General features: G+C 70.4%; 17 protein-coding genes and 1 pseudogene. 9 read left to right on the plus strand and 9 right to left on the minus strand.

Annotated features, from left to right (window positions below):
- Nucleotides 1-203 precede the first annotated feature (203 nt).
- Entirely contained in the window at nucleotides 204-1,142 is a 939-nt protein-coding gene (locus tag ACFYW7_RS36040) for an aldo/keto reductase (RefSeq protein WP_389510356.1), read from the minus strand.
- 104 nt (nucleotides 1,143-1,246) lie between these two features.
- On the opposite strand from ACFYW7_RS36040, the gene ACFYW7_RS36045 reads away from it, so the two are divergent.
- Nucleotides 1,247-1,861: a TetR family transcriptional regulator gene (locus ACFYW7_RS36045; protein ID WP_389510358.1), complete on the plus strand. Its 615-nt coding sequence runs from the start codon at nucleotides 1,247-1,249 to the stop codon at nucleotides 1,859-1,861.
- Between the two features lie 121 nt (nucleotides 1,862-1,982).
- Here ACFYW7_RS36045 and ACFYW7_RS36050 read toward each other — a convergent pair whose 3' ends face one another.
- The 6 genes from ACFYW7_RS36050 to ACFYW7_RS36075 all read right to left on the minus strand — a co-directional run bounded on the left by ACFYW7_RS36050 (nucleotide 1,983) and on the right by ACFYW7_RS36075 (nucleotide 6,790).
- Nucleotides 1,983-2,750, minus strand: coding sequence for an SDR family NAD(P)-dependent oxidoreductase (locus ACFYW7_RS36050; RefSeq protein WP_389510360.1), 768 nt, complete (start codon nucleotides 2,748-2,750; stop codon nucleotides 1,983-1,985).
- A gap of 30 nt (nucleotides 2,751-2,780) precedes the next feature.
- On the minus strand, nucleotides 2,781-4,037 hold the full coding sequence (locus ACFYW7_RS36055) for an MFS transporter (RefSeq protein WP_389510362.1): 1,257 nt from the start codon (nucleotides 4,035-4,037) through the stop codon (nucleotides 2,781-2,783).
- Nucleotides 4,038-4,078: 41 nt separating this feature from the next.
- Nucleotides 4,079-4,426: a cyclophilin-like fold protein gene (locus ACFYW7_RS36060; protein WP_389510364.1), complete on the minus strand. Its 348-nt coding sequence runs from the start codon at nucleotides 4,424-4,426 to the stop codon at nucleotides 4,079-4,081.
- 209 nt (nucleotides 4,427-4,635) lie between these two features.
- Nucleotides 4,636-5,301, minus strand: coding sequence for an SDR family NAD(P)-dependent oxidoreductase (locus ACFYW7_RS36065; protein WP_389510366.1), 666 nt, complete (start codon nucleotides 5,299-5,301; stop codon nucleotides 4,636-4,638).
- 17 nt (nucleotides 5,302-5,318) lie between these two features.
- The gene (locus tag ACFYW7_RS36070; RefSeq protein ID WP_389510368.1) at nucleotides 5,319-5,729 is read right to left on the minus strand and encodes a cupin domain-containing protein; all 411 of its coding nucleotides are present in this window, start codon (nucleotides 5,727-5,729) and stop codon (nucleotides 5,319-5,321) included.
- A gap of 44 nt (nucleotides 5,730-5,773) precedes the next feature.
- The gene (locus tag ACFYW7_RS36075; RefSeq protein WP_389510370.1) at nucleotides 5,774-6,790 is read right to left on the minus strand and encodes a zinc-dependent alcohol dehydrogenase family protein; all 1,017 of its coding nucleotides are present in this window, start codon (nucleotides 6,788-6,790) and stop codon (nucleotides 5,774-5,776) included.
- 212 nt (nucleotides 6,791-7,002) lie between these two features.
- On the opposite strand from ACFYW7_RS36075, the gene ACFYW7_RS36080 reads away from it, so the two are divergent.
- A complete protein-coding gene (locus tag ACFYW7_RS36080) occupies nucleotides 7,003-7,890 on the plus strand; it encodes a helix-turn-helix transcriptional regulator (RefSeq protein WP_389510372.1) in 888 nt (295 codons plus the stop codon).
- A gap of 133 nt (nucleotides 7,891-8,023) precedes the next feature.
- Nucleotides 8,024-8,288: pseudogene (locus ACFYW7_RS36085) on the plus strand (Lrp/AsnC ligand binding domain-containing protein); the annotation flags it as partial.
- Nucleotides 8,289-8,414: 126 nt separating this feature from the next.
- On the opposite strand, the gene ACFYW7_RS36090 reads toward ACFYW7_RS36085, so the two are convergent.
- Nucleotides 8,415-9,401, minus strand: a complete 987-nt coding sequence (locus ACFYW7_RS36090; protein ID WP_389510374.1) for a hypothetical protein — start codon at nucleotides 9,399-9,401, stop codon at nucleotides 8,415-8,417.
- Nucleotides 9,398-10,279, minus strand: a complete 882-nt coding sequence (locus ACFYW7_RS36095; protein ID WP_389510376.1) for a phosphotransferase — start codon at nucleotides 10,277-10,279, stop codon at nucleotides 9,398-9,400. The genes ACFYW7_RS36090 and ACFYW7_RS36095 overlap by 4 nt, the downstream gene beginning before the upstream one ends.
- Nucleotides 10,280-11,505: 1,226 nt before the next feature.
- Here ACFYW7_RS36095 and ACFYW7_RS36100 point away from each other — a divergent pair.
- The 6 genes from ACFYW7_RS36100 to ACFYW7_RS36125 all read left to right on the plus strand — a co-directional run bounded on the left by ACFYW7_RS36100 (nucleotide 11,506) and on the right by ACFYW7_RS36125 (nucleotide 19,309).
- Nucleotides 11,506-12,558 (plus strand): PP2C family protein-serine/threonine phosphatase, encoded by a 1,053-nt coding sequence (locus ACFYW7_RS36100; protein ID WP_389510378.1) that lies wholly within the window; start codon nucleotides 11,506-11,508, stop codon nucleotides 12,556-12,558.
- A 315-nt stretch (nucleotides 12,559-12,873) separates the two neighbouring features.
- Nucleotides 12,874-13,239: a ferrous iron transport protein A gene (locus tag ACFYW7_RS36105; protein ID WP_389510381.1), complete on the plus strand. Its 366-nt coding sequence runs from the start codon at nucleotides 12,874-12,876 to the stop codon at nucleotides 13,237-13,239.
- A 304-nt stretch (nucleotides 13,240-13,543) separates the two neighbouring features.
- Nucleotides 13,544-15,886 carry an FUSC family protein gene (locus tag ACFYW7_RS36110; protein ID WP_389510384.1) on the plus strand — a complete coding sequence of 781 codons (2,343 nt, stop codon included), beginning with the start codon at nucleotides 13,544-13,546 and terminating at the stop codon, nucleotides 15,884-15,886.
- A gap of 240 nt (nucleotides 15,887-16,126) precedes the next feature.
- A complete protein-coding gene (locus ACFYW7_RS36115; protein WP_389510386.1) occupies nucleotides 16,127-17,425 on the plus strand; it encodes a hypothetical protein in 1,299 nt (432 codons plus the stop codon).
- Nucleotides 17,426-17,447: 22 nt separating this feature from the next.
- A complete protein-coding gene (locus ACFYW7_RS36120) occupies nucleotides 17,448-18,506 on the plus strand; it encodes a hypothetical protein (protein ID WP_389510388.1) in 1,059 nt (352 codons plus the stop codon).
- Nucleotides 18,507-18,796: 290 nt separating this feature from the next.
- Entirely contained in the window at nucleotides 18,797-19,309 is a 513-nt protein-coding gene (locus ACFYW7_RS36125) for a GNAT family N-acetyltransferase (protein WP_389510390.1), read from the plus strand.
- The last annotated feature ends 176 nt before the right edge of the window (nucleotides 19,310-19,485 follow it).

Below are 19,485 nucleotides of genomic sequence, written 5' to 3' on the forward strand. Positions count from 1 at the left end.
ACCGGCCAGGAGAGAGCCACAACCGGGGGGAAGGCCGCAGTCCTCACCTTCATGCATCCCCCGGCGCTGCGTGATGTCCTGTGCAACGACCCTCCGCTCAACAGCCGCCGCCCAGCCGGCCCGGGGGCCCGCTCCGAGGCCGGATCGGGGCCTGCCGGGTCGGGCTTGCCAGCCGGTACCGGCTGGCCCAGTCGTAGGGGGATTCACATACCTCGTCCCCCGATGGCGCCATCGGGGGCGATCTCGTCGATGCGGATGAGGTCGTCGGCGGTCAGCTTGAGGTCGGCGGAGGCGATGTTCTGCGCCACCCGCTCGGGGTTGCGCGATCCGGGGATCGGGACGATGTAGTCCTTCTTCGCCAGCAGCCAGGCCAGGGCGAGCTGCGAGAGAGTGGCCCCCTTGCTCTCCGCGAGCGTGGTGAGCTCGCCGACGATGGAGAGGTTCTGGTCGAAGTTCTCCGGGGCCCACCAGGGAATCATCCGGCGGAAGTCGTGGGCGTCATAGTGCTCCCGGGATTTGACGGCGCCGCTGAGGAAGCCACGGGCGAGCGGGGAGTAGGCGACCAGCCCGACTCCGAGTTCCTCCAGGACGGGGAAGAACTGCTCGGAATCGTGGGCGAAGACCGAGTACTCGTGCTGCAGGACCGAGATCGGGTGCACCGCGTGGGCACGACGGATGGCGTCGGCGTCGGTGTTGGACAGGCCCAGGTACTTGACCTTGCCGGCGTCGACGTACTCCTTCATCACGCCCACCACGTCCTCGATCGGGACGCTCGGGTCGGGACCGTGCTGGTAGAGCACGTCGATCACGTCGACGTTCAGGTTGCGCAAGCTGTTGTCGACCACCTCCCGGATGTGCTCCGGCCTTGAGTTCGGAGCGAAGGTCGGGGTAAGTCCGAACTTGGTCGCGATCGTCACCTCGTCGCGGATCGGCCCGAGTGCGAGGCCGAGCAGCTTCTCGCCTCCTCCCCAGCCGTACATCTCCGCGGTGTCGAAATGGGTCACGCCGAGTTCGTGGGCGCGGCGGATCGCGCTGATCGACATGGTGTCGTCCGAGGGGCCGTAGCCGACGGCGGTGCCCATCGCGCCGTAGCCGATCTCGGAGACGGTAAGGCCCTGCCGGCCCAGAGTGCGCTGTCGCATGAGGTTCTTCTCCTGCTTCACTGTCGAACCGAACGTTTCGGTTCGATCGTACACGGGTCCATCGCGACACCGAACCGAACGTTTCGGTTAGGTAGGCTGGGCGCATGGCCACCCGCAACAGCACCGACGCCACCAGCGACCGCATCATTGCCGCAGCTACCGCTGAATTCGCCCGCTACGGCATCGCGGGAGCACGGGTCGAGCGGATAGCCAAGGAGGCACGGACCGGCAAAGAACGCGTGTATGCGTATTTCCGCAGCAAGGAGGCGCTCTACCGGTTCGTTGCCGGACGGGAACTAGCGGCCATGGCCGATGCCGTCCAGCTGGATCCCACCGACCTTCCCGGCTACGCCGGCCGCATGCATGATCACGCCACCCGCCATCCCGAACGCCACCGGCTGATGATGTGGGGCCAGCTGGAACTTCCGCCTGGACCGGCTCCCGCCGATGACCCGCTGCAGCAGGCCTTGCGCCGCAAGATCGAATTGCTGCGCCAGGCGCAGGATGCCGGTCACCTCGATCCCGCGTGGGCGCCGGAAGACATCCTCGTGTTCGTCAGCCAGCTGGCCCTGTCGTGGGCCGGCCAGAGCGACCTCACTCCCGTCGGCGAGGAACGCGATGCCTACCTGACGGCGCGACGGGCGGCCATCGTCGCCGCCGTGCAGCGCCTGTTCCCCGCCACCGCCAGCGATACAGTCCCGGCAGCCGCCGGCTCGTAGCACTTCGCCCGGAGCGAGATCATCAACCAGGCAGCTGCCTCCGCGACACCGTGAGCGCGAAGGACATGCGCGCCGCCGCGGCATCCGCCAGTTGCTGGTAGCAAGACGGCGGGCACCGGGGTTACTGGGCGGTGTAGCCGCCGTCGACGGGCAGGGCAACGCCGGTGACGTAGCTCGCGCCGGGACTGCACAGCCACAGGACGGCTTGGGCGATCTCGTCGGCGGTGCCGAGCCGGTCGATGGCCTGGCCGGCTTCGGCCTGGCTGCGGTCGAGTTCGCCACCGTCGACCATGGCGTCGACCATGGGGGTGGCGATGGTGCCGGGGCAGACGGCGTTGATGCGCACGCCGCGAGCACCGTATTCGAGGGCGGCGCTCCTGGTCAGGCCGATCACGCCGTGCTTGGTGGCGTGGTAGGCGGCGCGGCCCGGGTTGCCGACGAGGCCGCCGAGGGAGGAGCAGTTGACGATCGCGCCACTGCCCTGGGCGCGCATGTGGCGCAGTTCGTGCTTGATGCTCGCCCAGATGCCGCGCAGGTTGATCGCCTGGACGCGGTCGAACTGGTCGGCGCTCTCGTCGGCGGCGTCGGTGGGCGGGGGCATGATTCCGGCGTTGTTGTAGGCCATGTCGAGCCGTCCGAAGGTCTCCACGGTGCGGTCGACGGCGGCGGCGACCTGGTCCTCGTCGGCAACGTCGCAGACCAGGGCAAAGGCCCGGTGGCCGGCCTCGGTGAGCTCCTTCGCCGCCTTGTTCACGGCGTCCTCGTCGATGTCGGCGAGACCGACAGCCGCGCCCGCTTCGGCGAAGGCCCGGGCTGTGGCCAGGCCCATGCCGGATGAGGCGCCGGTGATGAAGGCGACCTGGCCGTTGAAGTCGTAGGTGGGGTTCATGGGCTCTTCATCCTTTCGGCGGATGCGGTGTCAGCGCCCGGCAAGAACGGGTGCCTCCTCGTCATCCCGGGCACGGGTCGGGGCGGCGTGCTGGGCCAGGGTCCGGGTCCGGCGACGGGGGCCGCTGAGGGCGAGGGCGATGAGTGGCAGGAGGGTGAGGGCGGCAAAGACGGTGCCGACCAGGGCGGGTCCAGTCAGGCCGAGCGAGGAATCCAGGGCTTGGCCGGCCAGGGCGGAACCGACGGCGATGCCGGTGTTGTAGGCGGAGGTGGTCAGCGCTGAGGTGAGGGTGGGGGCGTCGCCGGCGAAGCGGACGGCTAGGGACGTGACGACGGGGTTCACGCTGAACCCGGCCAGGGCCATGAGAAGGACCAGGGCCACGGCGGTGACGGGACGGGTCGACAACGGGATCATCAGGAGCAGGGCCAGGGCGGTGACTGCGGCTGCCGTGATGGTGGTGACCATCGGGCGGCGGTCGCCGAAACGGCCGCCGACGGCGGTGCCACCCAGAGCACCGAACCCGAAGACTGTCAGGACCAGCGGGACGGCCCCAGCCGGAATGCCTGCGCGGTCGGTCAGCAGCGGGGTGATGTAGGTGTACGTGGCCAGGACCCCGCCCATGATCAGGACGGCGGCGGCCAGCGCCAGCCACAGTCGGCCCTGCCGCAGAGCGCGGAATTCGGCTCGTACCGAAACCTCGGCCCGCTGCTCCGTGGCGGGGATGAAGCGGCCGACGAACACGGCCGCGAGTCCCGCGAAAACGGCCAGTGCCCAGAAGGGGCCGCGCCAGCCGGTGTACTGGCCGACGAACGAGCCGATCGGCACGCCGATCACGTTGGCCAGAGTCAGGCCGCCCATCATGACGCCCACGGCCCGGGTGGCCCGCGGCGGACCCGCGGCGGCTGTGGCGATGACGAAACCGACGGCCCAGAACGCGCCGGTGGCCAGCGCGGTCACTACGCGGGCCGCCAGGACGACGGTGAAGGAGGCGCTGAGCGCGGCGACGACGTGTCCGAGGGCGAAGACCGCAAGAGCCGAGACGAGGGTCAGGCGCCGGGGCAGGCGCAGCGTGGCCAGGGCCATGACCGGCCCGCCGACGATCATGCCGATCGCGAAAGCGGTGATCAGCAGGCCGGCGTGGGAAACGCCGACACCGAGGTCACCAGCGATCTCCGGGAGCAGTCCGGCGATGACGAACTCGGTGGTGCCCATCAAAAACGTGCCGACGGCGAGCACCCAGACAACGAAGGGCAGCTTGCCCGCTGGGGTGCTGGCTGCGGAAGGCATAGAGGTACTTCTCTTCCTCTGGGGATTCAGGTGGAACCCGGTCAGGGGGCGGCTTCGATGATGATGCGCGTCGCGCCACGAAGCTGGGCGGCGCTGATGTCGAGGTGGCCAAGGACGAGCAGGTCGGCGGAGGGGGCGGGCCCGTTCTTGTAGAAGAGGGCCAGGTTGCCCCAGGGCGCGTAATACGCGATGTCGCCGACCTTGGCCGCGACCGGCTCGGGAGCGCGATCGGTGTCCAGCTTGCGGGGTAGGTCGGCGACTCGCTCCGTGTTGTGGAAGTCCTCCAGGTCCAGCGTGAGCGGGAGGAGCTCGGCGAAGTCGCGGGCCGGGGGGCTGTTGTTCAAGGTGGCCTCGACGGGGTGGCCGTCGAGGGTGACCCGGATGTCCATGGCGGTGCTCCTCTCGGTGGGGGATGGCGGGGTGGAGGTCGATGTCTTCTGCTGCCTCGGGGACGCAGGGGTGGAGGACGGGACGGTCGGGGTGGCTCCCTGCGTGCCGCTGGAGCATGCGGTCACGGCCAGCAGCAGGGCTGCTGCTGGAGCGGCGCGGACCAGACGATGGCGGACTGCGGAGTTCGTGGAAGGGATCCCCGGGGTCGTCATGCGGGCATGGGCTCGGCGTAGTGTTGGAAGGTGCCGCGCTCGCTGTGGAGGGTGTACAGGCGCTCAGCCAGGGCCTTCGGGTTGGAGTGCTCGGCGTCCGGTCGGATCGCGCCGGGGACGATCAGCTGGGCGACGTGGATGTTCTCGTCGGCGAGGGCGTCGTGGAGCATGTGCGCGAAGGCGCTCTCGGCGGCGAAGGCGATCGAGGTGCCGGCCACCTTGGGATTCGGGCGGACGGCGCTGGCGCCGTTGACGAACAGCAGCGTGCCCCGACCCAACTCCCGCATCCCCGGCAGCACGGCGTTCACACAGGTCACCGGGCCTTTGACGGAGAAGGCCAGCGGGTCGTCCAGGTCGGCGGCACCTGTCTCCAGGACCGGCTTCATGAAGTCGGCCCGCGGAACCGGACTGAACTGGAGGACCTCGACGGGCCCCAGCGTGTCGGCGGCCTCGCGCAGGGCCGCAGTGAGGGAGACCGGGTCAAGGACGTCGGCGGTGAACCCGCGGGCCTCGATGCCGTCCTGGGCCAGCTCGGCAACCAGTTCCTGCTGGTGCTGGGCACTGCGGGAGACGAGGGCGACGCGGTGGCCGGCGGCGCCGAAGCGGCGGGCCGCGGCCAGCCCCAGCCCGGGGCCGGCGCCGATGAGAGCGAAGGTGGTCACGGTGCTCCCTTTCGTGTTCAGTCGGTGGCCGGGGCGGCGGTGTACTCCTCGTCGGTGACGGGCTCCTGCCAGTGCACGACGGCATGGTCGTGGTCGCCCTCGTTGATGGCCAGGTGGACCATCAGCCGATTCGGGGCGGCGCCGTGCCAGTGCTCCTCATCGGCCTCGAACAGGACACGGTCGCCGGGCCGGATGACCTCAACCGGGCCGCCGCGTCGCTGGCACAGGCCAACGCCCTCGGTGACGAAGACGGTCTGGCCCAGCGGGTGGCGGTGCCAGTGGGTGCGGGCGCCGGGCATGAAGTGCACCAGGTTCGCAGTGACCCGGGACGGTGCCGGTGCGGCGGCGACGGCGTCGATGTAGACGTCGCCCGTGAACCAGTCGGCCGGTCCCTTCGCGGTGTCGATCGAGCTGCGGGTGATCTGCATGGTTGCTCCTTGTCAGGTGGAAGAGGCGTAAGGGATGCCTGGGGTCAGGGCGTGAGGAGGGTCTTGATGGCTCGGCGCTCGTCCATGGCCTTGTAGCCCTCGGCGACCTGGTCCAGGGGCAGGGTGAGGTCGAAGACCTGGCCCGGGTCGATCCGGCGGCTGAGAACGCGGTCGATGAGATCGGGCAGGTAGCGGCGGACGGGGGCGGGGCCGCCGCGCAGGCCGACATGGGAGAAGAACAGCTCCTGCCCGTCGATCGCGACCTCGTGCGGGACCCCGACGAAGCCGACGTTCCCGCCGGGCCTGGCCGTGTGGAGGGCCTGCCGCATGGCCTCGGCGGTGCCGACGCACTCCAGCACGCTGTCCGCGCCGATCCCGTCCGTCAGTTCCTTGATCCGGGCGACGCCCTCGTCACCGCGCTCGGCAACGATGTCGGTGGCACCGAACTGGCGAGCGAGCTTCTGGCGGCTCTCGTGCCGGGACATGGCGATGATCCGCTCCGCACCCATCTCCTTCGCGGCGATCACGGCGCACAGGCCGACCGCGCCGTCACCGACCACAACGGCGGTCGAACCGGGCTTGACCTCGGCCGCGTCCGCGGCCCACCAGCCGGTGCCCATGACGTCGGAGACCGCCAGCAGCCCCGGCCACAGGTTCTCGTCCGGCACGCCGTCGGTGGCGACCAGGGTGCCCTGGGCGTTGGGAATGCGTACGTACTCCGCCTGGCAGGTCGACATGAACTCACGGTGCAGACAGTTCGACTGGAACCCGTTGCGGCAGTTCGCGCAGGTGTTGTCCGAGGTCGCGAACGAGCCGACGACGAACTGGCCCGGCTTCACCGAGGTGACCCCGGAGCCGACCTCCTCCACGAACCCGACGTACTCATGCCCCATCGGATGCGGGTCGCCGATCGGCTCGGCGCCGCGGTAGGGCCACAGGTCCGAGCCGCACACACAGGTCACGGCTGTCCGAATGACCGCGTCGGTCGGCTGAAGGATCTTCGGGTCGTCCACGGTCTCGAACCGGACGTCACCGGGGGCGTGAATCACTGCGCCGCGCATGGGGGGTTCCTTTAGGTTGTCGAGGCGGACGGCCACCGGATGACCGGGACCGTCGCTGAGTACAGGGTCAGGTGCACGCCCGCCGTGACGGGGAGGGCGGAAAGCACCACGTCATCCAGGTAACCCGCTCATCGCGTGGGTAGCGAGACACCATCAAGGGGTGTACCGCCAGTACATCCCTATGGCCGCGCGGGAGACGTACCGTCGAAGGCGTGGACAACCAGGCAGAGGTCCGCGAGTTCCTCACCTCGCGACGAGCGAAGATCGCCCCCGAGCAGGCAGGCCTTCCCTCCGGCAGCCGTCGGCGTGTGCCTGGCCTGCGCCGCAGCGAGGTCGCCGCCCTCGCCGATGTGAGTGTGGAGTACTACGCCAAGCTGGAACGCGGCAACCTCGCCGGCGTCTCCCCGGCCGTCCTTGAAGCCGTCGCCCGCGCACTCCAGCTCGACGACGCCGAACGCGCCCACCTGCTCCACCTGGCCCAGACAGCCGACGGCTCCGACGCCCTCACCCGGCCCCGCCGCCGCTCCACCCGGCGGTGGAAGCCGCACCCGAGCCTGCAATGGACCCTGGACGCGGTCACCGAGGGACCGGCGTTCGTCCGTAACGGCCGTATGGATCTCCTGGCCACCAACAGGCTCGCCCGCGCCTTCTACGCGGACGTCTACGCAGACCCCCATAACCAGGAGAACCTCGCCCGCTTCACCTTCCTCAGCCCCGACGCCCGCCGCTTCTACCCCGACTGGGACCAGGCCGCCGACATCACCGTCGCCATCCTGCGCACCGAAGCCGGCCGCAACCCCCACGACAAAGACCTCCACGACCTCGTCGGTGAACTCTCCACCCGCAGCGACGCCTTCCGCACCCGCTGGGGCGCCCACGACGTCCGCCACCACGGCACCGGCTTCAAGCGCTACCACCACACGGCCGTCGGCGAACTCACGCTCGCCTACGAAGGGCTGGAGATGGCCGCCGCGCCAGGCCTCACCCTCACCATCTACACCGCCGAACCCGCCTCCCCATCCGAAGAGGGCCTGCGCCTGCTCGCCTCCTGGGCCGCCACGCCCCAGACCCCTGCACCCGCACCGCACGCCAGTGACTGAGGATCCCCGACCGTAGTTGGCCGGATCACCGCGCCGATCCTGTCGGCAATCGATCGTTGACAACAGGCAGTCCACGCAGCCCATGAACCCGTCAATCCCGTCCGAGGCGGCCCGAAACCAACCGGATCCGATGGCGATTGTCTTCGCCACCATGTGCTGGGAGACCCTCGACACCGCCACCGCCTTCGAAGAGGCTGTGGCCGCCGTCCCCAAAACGTGCTGCAGGCACAACGCACGTTCGTCGAACCCGGTTACCTATTGCGAGTCGCGACCGCTGACCTGGCCCCGTTCCGGCAGCTCTACGACCAGCAACTTGCCTGCCTACCCGGAGTTCAACGCCTGACCTCCACCCAGTCATGAAGAACGTCATCGACGACCGGCCCCTACCCGGGAGCTAGCCATCAACAAGCTGCTGCGCTGAATCGCTCGATCCAGCGATGGCACCACAACTGTTGCACTCGCTACGGTGACTTTCACCGGCGTTGAGCTGCACAAACCCTTCCTGTAGCGCTCGCGCCACACGTTCAACCCGAGAGAAGGGGCAGGCCGGCGAGCGATGCCGCGAGGAGCGTCACGAACAGGTACGGGCGGGCTCCCTCCAGTTCGCGTCCTTCGACCCGGTCGCACATCGTCCGGTACCAGGAGTGCAGGTAGGGGCGCATGGTGTTGGCGCGCAGTTCGTCGGCGAGCTCGGAGGTGGTGAGCCACCAGCGCATCATGCCGCGCACGTTGCGGGCGGAGAGGGTGCGGTCGTGGACCCGGTAGTCGATCCGTGCCGCGATCACCCCGCCCAGGCCCCTGGGGACGACCGAGAGCAGAAGCACGCCCAGGAGCAGCGGGTGGAGCGACGTCAGGACGGTCGCGGCGGAAACCAGCTGGACGAATCCGTTGGTGAGCGTCTTGGCGTCGTCCGCGAGGTCGACCGCGCGCAGGGCGCCGATCTCCGCGGCTTGGCTGCGGTCGGTGAACCCTTCGGCGTCGTAGGCGGACAGTTCGGCTCTCATGTGGAGGTCCACCAGGGTGAGATCGGCGGCGGAGGCGATCTTCGGGTTCAGCCGGCGGGTGGCCCAGTCCGCGAGGATCCACATCCCGGCGCCGAGCGCCATCGCCACGACCGCGACGGCCAGCGCGGGCCATGCCTGGCCGAGCCCCGTGCGGGCATCGGTGGTGAGGTGGGGCAGGGCCTCGGCGACCGAGGTGAGCATGACGGCGGTGCCCAGCCCGGACAACAACTGGCACAGGACGATCGTGATCGTCATGCGCCGGTCGACGGACCAGGCCAGCCGGGCCGACTGGGCGAGCGCCATCGGGATCCTGCGGGCCATGTCCCACAGGGTGGCGTCGTCCATGGCCCGGCGGTGCTTGCGCCCGTTGTAGTCGAGCTCGGGAGGAGCCGAGGGCTGCGGAACCGCCCCGCGCGCGGCGGGAACGGCCGCCGTGTCCTCCGCGGCGGAAGGCACCTGTGGTTCGGCGGTAGTCGGCGGCCGGGTGCCGATACGGGGACGCTTCACGCGAACACCCCCGCCGTCAGCCGGTCCAGGGTGCGCCGCGCGTGCGCGGTGACACGAGGATCGCCGTGCGCCTCGCCCCAGTTGAGGGCGCTCACCGCGTTCAGGCCGGCCAGGCAGGTCAACACGTGGGACTCGTCCGGTGTCAGCTCGCGGCCGTACCCGCTGAGGCAGGCGCTGCGCAGCCGCGGGCTGTCCGCCCACACTCCGCAGGCCAGTTGGACGAACTCCTGCGCGACGGGCGCGAATCGGGACCGTTCGAAGCCGACCCACGCGGCCCACCCCGACCAGAGCAGGTTTCTCGGCCAGGCGTCGCCGTGGATGAACCCGAGCGGCACCGGCCCCGCGACGCGCAGCTGTTCCGCCAGATCGCGTACGAGCGTGTGTTCCGCCGGTGCCAGCCGGTCCCCGGCCTCCTCCAACTGCCGGTCCGCACCCGCCGCCGCGGCGCACAGCGCTCCCTCGGCCTCGACACGCCAGTGGCCGGTCAGGTCACCGGCGGCGTGAAGCCGGGCCAGGAGCAGACCGCCCTGTCGGTGCGCCTCGTACTCCTCGGCAGGTGTGAGCGGTAGTGCCTCGACCGGGCTGCCGGGCACGGCGGTCGTCAGCAGGGCCAGGTGCTCGGCGCTGGACGCCCGTAGCTGTGGGGCTCGCCCGGCTCCCATGGCGGGTACCGCGTGCCGCAGTGCGAACGTCTCCCTCTCGTACATCCGCGCCTGGGGGGAGACCTTCAGGTAGAACCGGCAGCCGTCGGCGCGCACGAGCTCCCAGACCCGGGAGTTCTCCCGCGGGTGCGAGGCGTCCCGGACCTCATCGACAGCCCCGATCTCTCGCTCGGCCCAGTTGCACAGAGTTGTGGGAAGAGCCTTCGGGCCGCTCATGCTCCCCACCTCGGTGACGGTCGTGACGCGGATGCGAAAGGAGCGCGGCGGGCGTCCGCCGGGCGCCGGAGCACCGCGGACTGGACGGGCTGCACGGGAGGATTTTCGAACGCGGGGTGGGTGACAGGAAGGGGACGCACGGGATTCACGGATTTCTCCTCGGTAGGGATCGGGTCGAGCACCCCGGACAACGTCGCTGATCACGGGGTCGATACGGGGCAGGCCGGGCGACGGGTCGAGCGCAAGTTCGAGATGGGGTGCCGTGAGCAAGCGCGGTCGGCGCCTCCACCCGTTCGATTCACTCGGCAAGGTGACAGCGGTGAGGCGGTAACCCGAGCGGCGGATTGCGTGAGGGCGTCGAAAGCACCGGTCTCCTCGATGAGTCGTTGCGGGGCACCGCGGAGGGAACCTTCGGCCACGCCACTGACAATCAGGCGGGGCGGTGCCGGGATCCGGACAATCCGAGCAGCCCGTCCGACGTCGAGCGACGGTCCGCGATCGGGCCGGATGAGCTGCGACGGAACCAGGAAGAAGGATTCTCCGAACCGGCGGTGGACCCCCGAAGCCGGGCGGCCGACGAGATGGCTTGAACTGCTCATACCGTGCTGGCCGACCGGATCAAATGCGGGAGTGGCGGCCGGGGATCGTGCGGACCGGCGGCTAGCGTCAGCGTCTTCGACGCCGGACGCCGGACGCCGGATGCCGGACGCAGGACGCAGGACGCCCGCGAGGGTGGCGTGCACGGACTGCCGGCCCGGCGGGCCGGACCGCCGACACGTCGACGCCCGGGAGCCCGAGACCCCGGTCAGCCGTCAGCCGTGGCCTTGGGAGAGTGACGAAGAGGAAGTAGGGAAGTACCCCCGCGGGCGCGACCGGGCGGAATCCGGTCCGAGCAGTGCGTGGGGCATCCGCGCGTGCAGGGCGACGGTGGGCGAGACGGGTGACCTGCCCGGCCGGGTCCGCGAACCCCGGGACTCTCAGCGAGCCGACCTCGCCCGATCACCCCACGACCGCGACGGCTGTCCGGGGAGAGCCAGGCGGCGATCCCCCGTGTGTCCGCACCGCGCGGAGCTCGGGCTATCGGCAAGGCCTGGCGGGCGCGGCGCGGCGCGGCGCGGCGAGCGCGGAGCGGGCGGTCAGACCTTAGCCTCAGGGCAGGGAGGCAAAGCCGACACATGGAGCAGCGAGTGGCGAGGCCGGGAGCATGGCAGCGGCTGGGAAGGCGGATGTGTCTACTGCCGGCCGTCCTCCTCCTCCTGGCCGTAGTGATCGACTTCGCCACTCCGGAGACGGTCAGCGCCGCGGCCCTCTACGCGGCCGCACCCCTGACGGCCGCCCCTGTGCTGTCCCTGCGCGGCACCATCATCACCGGGGTGGTCGCCTTCCTCCTCGACCTCGCCATGTTCGGGTACTTCGGCTACCACGGAACCGCGCCCCAGGTCAGCGAACTGTCCATGGTCGCGACGGTGGCAGTGATCGCGGCCTTCCTCAACCGCCTCCTGTATCACCTGCAGACCCAGCTGCGGTCCGCGCGGGACGTCGCCGCCGCCGTGCAGCACGCCATCCTGCCGGACCCGCCCAAGACAGCGGGCCCGCTGAGTTTCACGGCGCGCTACGAGGCCGCTCAGGCGGACGCGCAGATCGGCGGAGACCTCTACGCCGTGGTCGACACGCCGTTCGGCGTGCGCTGCATGATCGGCGATGTGCGTGGCAAGGGCATGCAAGCGGTCAGGGCGGTCGCGACCAGCATCGTCACTTTTCGTGAGGCAGCCATGCAGGAACCCGACCTGATCGTGCTCCTGGAACGACTGGAACGCGCGGTCACCCTCGAGGCCGAGCAGGTGGGAGGAGTGACCGAGCTGGAAGGGTTCGTCACGGGCGTGGTGGCGGAATTCTCGCGGCACGGAAGGCAAGTCCGTCTGGTCAACCGAGGCCACCCGGCGCCTGTGCTCTTCCTGGCGGACACCGCGCGCTACGTCGAGCCCAGGCAGCCAGGACTGCCCCTGGGGATGACAGCCCTCTCGGCCGGCTCGGAGTGCGTGGAGACGTTGACGTTCCCGGAAGGGGCCACTCTGCTGCTCTACACCGACGGGATCACGGAGGCCCGTAACGAGAAGGGTGCCTTCTACGACATCGTCGGCAGGTTCACCGGACGTCGGCATGCCGATCCGGATGCCCTCCTCGACGCCCTGCTGTCCGATGTCCACCGGCACTCCGGGGGACGGAGAGCCGATGACATGGCCCTGCTGGCCATCACCCACACACGCCCCACCGCATGACGAACCCTGCCCGTCGGACCTCCCCTTGATCACGGACGCGGGGCGGCTTCCCTCCGCACGTGCGGGGGCGGTCCGAAGGTGACGACACCGGGGGCGGCGTTCGTCGAGCCGACGACGCAGGATCTGGTCCGTACGAGCACACGCCGGCCATCCGGGCGGGCGCGAGTTGTTCATTCGTGGGCCGACATGCTCGACCCGCGCGCCCCCGCACTCACGAGGCACCCGCGGCCGGCTCCGCTGCTTCGTGATCCGGCCGCCGCTCAGCCCGGCCTTGTCCGTTGGCGCTCCCGAATCGGTGCTGGCAGGGTGGGTGCAATGACAGATGATGCCGGTCCTGTCCCCGCGGACGTGGCTGACCGCCGGGCGGTCGAGCGCATCCGCGGCCGTCCGTTGAGCCGGACATGGCCGACGAGTGCCCTGGCGGCGGGCAGCCGGGTGACGGTCGTTCGTGACGTGAACCGGGACGGTCCTTGGCAGGTCGAGTTCACCGGAACGATCGATGCCATGGGCGCTCCCGAGCCGAACGGACACGCCCAGGCGCTCGACGGCGAGTTGCTGTACTGGGTCACCTTCGACATGCCGCAGTTCGACAGCGGGGGGAGCGGTCCTTATCGCAAGGCCCAGATCTGGGATCGCTACCTGAGGGCCGAACCGGAGCCAGAGCCGGAGCCGGAGCCGTAGGATCTCGCAGGTCGAGGTGCCCCACCGGAACCGTCCGCCGGGGCTACGCGGTGCGGCCCTCCGACGGTGGCGACCGGCAGCGTTTCCGACCGTTCCCCAGCGGTCGGGCCACCCACCACTCCTCCAGGTCGACCGATTCGCCCGTCGTCCTGGAGCGCTCGATGGCGTGTTCCTAGAACTGCCCGACAGTCGTCCATCACGCCCGTCCACCACGCTAGTCCGCGGAGCCTGACGTGTGTTCACCAAGCGGAGGTGTCAGAGTGACGTGAGTGGTGCGACCGGATGTGCCTGGGAGGCGTCTGTTGTGAACACCTTGCGGTCCCTGCTCCAGCGCGACACCGGTTTCACCGCGCTACGCCGGTCCGTGAGAGCAGCGACCGTCGCTCCCGGACTCTTCGCCCTGACGACCACGACCACCGACAGCCTGGTCGTGCCGCTCTTCGCCGCGTTCGGATCGATCGCGATGCTGCTGTTCGTGGAGTTCGCCGGGTCCATGCGGGATCGGCTCGTCCAGCAAGCGGCGCTGATCGTCACGGGCGCCGTGCTGATCTCGCTCGGCACCTTGGTGTCCCGGGAGGTATGGCTCTCCACGGTGGCCACGGCCGTGGTCAGCTTCCTCGTGCTGTTCTCCGGTGTGGTCAGCTCGGCGCTGGCGGGCGCCTCCACCTCCTTGCTCGTGAGTTTCGTCCTGGCGGCCACGCTCCCAGGGACGCCGGACGCGATCCCGGACCGGCTCGCGGGCTGGGGGCTGGCCGGCGCGGCCTCGCTCCTGGCCCTGTGGCTGCTGTGGCCCAGTCCCGTGCGAGAGCCCCTGCGCAACGCCGCCGCCGGCGCGTGCGGCGCGCTCGCGGTGCAACTGCGCGCCGAGGCGGACTGCGTACTGCGCGGCTACGGCACAGCGGATCGGGAGGCGCTCGGCACGATCGTGAACGACGCGAAGGACGCGGTCACAGGTCTGCGCGACGCGTACTTCGCCACCCCCTACCGGCCCACGGGCCTGTCCACGTCCACGCGCGTCCTGATCCGCCTCGTCGACGAGGTGCTGCTGCTCGCCACGATCCTGGACCGCGCACCCGTGGGCGAAAGGCCGACCCCCTCGGACCTCGTCGTCTGCGGAGTGAAGACCGCCGCCGCGGACCTGCTGCGAACGAGCGCCGAACAACTCGCCGCGAACGACGACCGAGGACCCGTACCTCTCACCGCGTCGCAGGAACGACTCGTCCAGGCGCGGTCCGCGATGGAGAACACCGTCACGTCGTCCCGGCCGGTGAACCCGGCGGACGGGGAACCCGAGGCACACCACGACCAGCCCCGCTCCGGCAACGCCGCGACGGGATTCGTCAGCTCGCTGGAACCGAGCTTCCGCGCGCAGGAGATGAGCTTCGCCGTATCCGCCATCGCCAGGAACATCGAACTGGTCCTCGCGGCACGCCGTCGCACCCTGTGGCAGCGGCTCATCGGGCAACGCCCCGAAGGCACCATCTCGACGCTGGCATCGGCGCAGGAACGCGCCGGGGCGCACACCGAGCGGCACTCGGTGTGGATGCGCAACAGCGTGCGCGGCGCGATCGCGCTGGCGCTCGCCGTCCTGGTCGCGGAACTGTCCGGAGTGCAGCACAGTTTCTGGGTCGTCTTCGGAACCCTGGCCGTCCTGCGCTCCAGCGCCGTGCTGACCGGTCAGAACTCCCTGCGAGCCATCGCCGGGACCACGGTCGGCATCGTCATCGGCGGCGGACTGATCTATCTGATCGGATCGAACACCACGGTCCTGTGGATCCTGCTCCCCGTCGCCGTCCTGTTCACCGGCCTCGCGCCGGCGACCATCTCCTTCGCCGCCGGTCAGGCCGGGTTCACGGTGTCGATCCTGATCCTTTTCACCATTCTCGAACCCGTGGACTGGACCGTGGGCATCGTACGGATCGAGGACGTCGCGATCGGCTGCGCCGTGAGCGTCGTCGTGGGGCTGCTCTTCTGGCCCCGCGGCGCCGCGTCCGTCCTCGGCCGCGCCCTGGCGGAGGGAGTCTCGGACAGCTCCCGGTACCTGCGCGGAGCCATCGGCTACGGCGTGACCCGCTGCGACGGCCTCGTCCGGACCGCTCCGCTCCCGGACGAGGAGCGCTACCGTGCCGCGGCCGCGGCACGGCGGCTGGACGACGCCTTTCGGGGGTTCCTCGCCGAACGAGGTACCAAGCACCTGCCGCTCGCCGACGTCACCAGCCTGGTGACCGCCGTGGCCGTCCTGCGGCTCACCGCCGACGCCGTACTCGACCTGTGGGAGAGGGACCAGGGTTCGTCGGAAGCCGACCGCACCGCGGCGCGTTCGGAGATCGATCGCTCGGGGGACGCGCTGCTCAGCTGGTACGAGGCGACGGCGAACGCGCTGGCGGGGTTCGGCGAGGTGCCCGAGGCGAGGCCCAAGGACGTCGAGGCCGACGCGCGGCTGATCAGCGCGGTCGAGCGGGACCTGGTCGACGAGACGAACCGGCGGTCGTCGGCCGCGATCCGGGTCGTGTGGACCGCCGACCACATCGAGGCCGCGCGACGGCTCCAGCGGAGTGTGCTGGGGCCCGCTCGTGCCGTGGCCGAGCTCCAACGCGGACACAACGCACGCCTGGGCCGCTTCCGGCCCTCCCGGCGACCCAGGTGAATCGGGCGGGCCGAATCCGTCCCGCCCACTGCCGAACCCCGCCCACGATAGGCATGATCACCCCATGGCGGATATCAACGGGGTTGTCACCGGGCGACGTTCGCCGTCTCCCGAGGCGTCGACGAACGCGAGCCCGTCGGAGGACCGAGGGCGCAAGGACGGCACCCTGACCGCGACAAGGAAGTGACACGACGTCAACTGCCGTCGCAGGAACCACTCGTACGAACCGGAAGGAACGTCATGGAGATCTATGCCTACTGGCTCGACGGTGAGCACCTGCGCTTGTCCGGTTGGGACCGGCAGGACGAGTCGTTGGCCGTCATGCTGAAGATCCAGGCCCTGCTGGGGCACGCGGTGGTCCTCAGCGACATCCAGCTCATCGACAGCGCGGTGGTGCAGACCCTGTTCGCGTCCGACGACTTCAGATCCTTCGTACGCAGCTGCCCCGGGTTCCTGCGCTGCACCACCGGCGCCCCGACCGGGAGCGACCCGTTCACCCTCGTCACCGCCGGCTTACCGCGCACGCTGGAACCCGGCTGGCTCTCATCGTCGTTCGACACGGCCGAGCCCCTGATCCGGCTGTCGGAAGCGGTCCTGGAGCGTCGGGACGCCAACCCGGGACCGCTGTTCGCGCGCGGCACCGCCCTGGGCGCGTTGTACGAGGAAGGCGGCGCGACCCGACAGCGGCTCGAGGCCGTGGCGTGGACGCTGCACCACTTCTCCACGGAAGCCGGGGTGCCGTTGGGCACCAGTACGGTGGCTCGCCCCAGCTCGTACTGCGAGGTGCTCGAGGAGGTGGCCGAACTGCCGGGCCTCCCCGGCCGCGACTACGCACCGGTGGCCCGCACACTCGCCTACCTCGACGAGCATCTCGGAGAGTCGGAGCGTCATCGCAGATCCCTGCTCATCGCCCACCTGGACGCGACGAACCCGCCGCACGGGATCGCGATGGGCAACACCGCGACCCAGGCGTGGAACGCGGCCGTGCAGCGTACGCTCGGAACCGACGGGGCGTCCCCGCGGTCCCTTCCCGAAGCGGCCGACGTGGGGCTGTACCTCGGCAGTCCCACGGACGCGCTGTTCGAGCCCTCGACTCCCGCCACCGCGTCGCCCGCCGGGCCCGGACTGGCCCCGAACCACCTGGCGGCGGTCGGGGCACTGAGCTGGCAGGACATCGCGAAGATCCAGCTGGACGACGCCGTGACCCGCCTGCGCGACGACTACCAACGGGCGCTGCGGGCAGGGGACGCGGCGGCGGCCGACGACGCCCTGGCAGCGCTGCTGCGGACGGTCAGGAAGAAGCTGCCGGCCGCCGGGCAAGGATCAGGGCATCTCGGCTGGGCCGCCGTCGAAGCGGGGCTGGCCGGGGCCGGACTGGCCATCGGGGCGGCGGACGCCCTCGGATTCGCGGCACCCGCCCTGGCGTTCGGACTGGCCGCCGAACGACTGCTCAGAGGCGGCCGCAGGCGGTCGCACATCGTCAACACCCTGATGGCGGCGGGCAGACGAGGCTCCTGGACACAGCGCGGCGCCACATGAACCAGCCGGAGGACCGAACAGCATGGACGCCCACCACACGATGAAGTTCCTTCCCCCGTCCCTCCTGAGCACACCGTTCACCCCCGTGGCTGAAGGTCCGGCCGACACCAGGGCCGGGAAGACCGTGATCGACGGCGCCGTCGACCTGGGCGACTCCCTGCGCACCTGCGACCTCGACCGGCCGCCCTCGCTCACCGTGCGGCCGAGCACATCGCCCCGCTGGCCAGCCGACACGCTCACCGCGCGCTGGCACGCCGACTGGCGCGAGCGGCACGCCGACGAGTACAGCGGCCCCAAGGTCGCGGTGCACCGCCTGCGTACGAGAGCCGGGGGGCAGTCCGAGATCGAGGTGACACCGACCGACTGGGGCCAAGTGCAGGGAGCGCAGGCCGGGTTCCTCGCCCTGCACGGCCACTCGCCGGGGCGCACCGCGTTCCTGTCGGAACTGCTGAGCGGCAGCCGTGCTCCCGTGCCCAACATCACCGCGGTACACGGAGTCATCGAGACCGCGGACAACATGCTCGTGATGAACCGACGCAGTCACCACGTGAACTACCACCCCCTCTCCTGGAGTTGCTCGTTCGAGGAGGGAATGGAGCCGGACGATCTCGACGCCGACTCCCCTGCCTTCGAGACGGCCGCCGCCCGGGGGATCGCCGAGGAGTTCGGTGTGCAAGCGGGCCGTGACGGACTGACGGTGCTGGGACTGCTGGGAGACATCGCGGCGATGAGTGTCGCGGCCGTGGTGCACTGCCGGATCCCGGTACCGGCGGAGAGCCTGGGCATCCGGCCGAAGGCCGCCCGAGTCCCCGACGCCTGGGAACACACCGGCCAAGTCCTGGTACCGGCGTCGCCGGAATCCCTGGCCGGACTGCTGCTGGGCGCGACAGTTCCGAGGAGCGCCACCGGCCCGGCAGGGTCCGACCCCGGACAGGGACACGCGTCCTCCTTCTGGCATCCGACCTCCCGGTTCAGGCTGCTGCTCACCATGCTCTTCCGCTTCGGCAGGACACGGACGGCCGAGGCGCTGGCACGAGCGGCCGCGGCCCGACACGGCCGCTTGGCCGCTGAAGGTCCCTGAGTTGAGTACACGTGCCCCCGCCGCGGGGGAGCGGTGCATGGCCACCCCGACCGGGCGAACCCGCCGGGGGACCTGTGCGACGCCGACGGCACCACTGTGACGTTCTGCCCCCGCACCAGCCACCGCGACCGGCCGTGGCGGCAGCGCCCGCGGCCGGCGAGGTGAGGCCTTCACGGCACACGAGAGTTCGTCCGCGACGGCCACGAGAGCCGACCGACGGAGCGCCGATCCCGCACTGTTGTCCATCGGTTGCGGCTGCTCCGAAGCTGTTCGCACTAAGGTCGTCGGTCATGACTGTGCTGCGCGGCGCTCTGGTAGTCCTTCGCCCCACCGTCCCTGCGGACATCCCCGCCTTGGCGGCGATCCGGGCCACACCCGAAGTGCGGGCACGATGGAGGGGCGGCGAGGACCTCGCGGCGGACATCGCCGTCGATCTCGAGGACGCCGGCACCCGGTGTCTGACGATCGAGTCCCGGCAGCGGATCATCGGCATGATCCAGTGGTACGCCGAGGAGGAGCCGGACTACCGGCACGCCGGTATCGACCTCTTCCTCGATCCCGCCGTGCACGGCAGGGGCCTGGGCACCGACGCCGTACGGACACTGGCCCGTCATCTCATCGATGCCCACGGTCATCACCGTCTGGTCATCGACCCGGCAGCCGACAACACCGCCGCGATCCGCTGCTACACCAAGGCCGGGTTTCGGCCGGTGGGCATCATGCGGCAGTACGAGCGGGGCCCGGACGGAAGCTGGCACGACGGCCTCTTGATGGACCTGCTGGCCACCGAGCCGGCGCCCTGACCGCTCTCCGTCACCGACCCGACTGTGAGCTGGAGAAGTCCGATCGGGGCGCGGCACTACGACCGGCGCGGCCGCATGGTTCGAAACGGTGCGAGACAGACCGCTGTGTACCGGGTGCGGGGCGGACGAACGCAGGCCGCCGGCCGAGGCCCACCGTCGGCCTGTACAACCGTCGC

The sequence above is a fragment of the Streptomyces sp. NPDC002580 genome, from assembly GCF_042889485.1.
In the GTDB taxonomy this organism is placed as follows: Bacteria; Actinomycetota; Actinomycetes; order Streptomycetales; family Streptomycetaceae; genus Streptomyces.